1 protein-coding gene is annotated in these 773 nt (G+C 27.8%); it reads right to left on the bottom strand.

Translation table 11 applies throughout. From position 1 onward, the window contains the following. The coding region (locus IE312_RS44860; RefSeq protein ID WP_268254412.1) for a proton-conducting transporter transmembrane domain-containing protein at positions 1-773 on the bottom strand (773 nt) is incomplete at both ends.

Below are 773 nucleotides of genomic sequence, written 5' to 3'. Positions count from 1 at the left end.
TTTAGAATTCCATTTTTGAAATGAATTAAGTAAGGTTAAATTTAATAAAGATGAATAAAAAGGCTTATATAAACAGTATGCTATAAATATTCCAAAAAAGGCTATACTGACCGAAAAAGTTGCATTTCTCAAAAATTCATACCAATCTACAAAATTTTGTGAATTTTTATGCAAAAGGTTTATTGACGGCGTGAAAAATTTTGATAATATATCAAAGTCTATTCCTTCTTGATTGAAAGGAATTCCTATGGCTCCAATAAACAAAGTAAATAAAACCAAAATAAGCATAGGAAATAGAATAGTATTGTCTGATTCATGCGGATAATAGAAAGTTCTTGTATTAAGTCCAAAATTTTCAACAGTAATAAAAATTTGATTTCTTACATTATTACTAATTTTATATGTTTTATTGCAAAAAAAAGAAGCTCTTTTTGTATTATTCATTGTTAATAATGGTACTAACCCAAAATTTTTATTAAGTTTTTTTTCTTCTTCTTTACCCCATAAAGAGAGTGAATAGAAGGAGCCACTTTTTTTTCCACTGTAATTTAGAAAATAAGTGTTTAAATGTCCTTCAAAAGTAAGTAAATAAATCCGAAACATATAAAATGCGGTTAATCCCGCTGTTGAACAAGCTATTATTGCAAAAATTGGCGAAAATAACAAACTATCATTAAGAATTTCATCTTTCGACCAAAAACAAGCAAGGGGGGGGATACCACAAAGAGAGAGTGTTCCTATTAAAAAGGCCGTTTTTGTAATCGGGACATGTT

Source organism: Streptomyces capoamus, assembly GCF_014654935.1.
Lineage (GTDB): Bacteria > Actinomycetota > Actinomycetes > Streptomycetales > Streptomycetaceae > Streptomyces > Streptomyces capoamus.
This window is presented reverse-complemented; position numbering and strand designations above follow the sequence as displayed.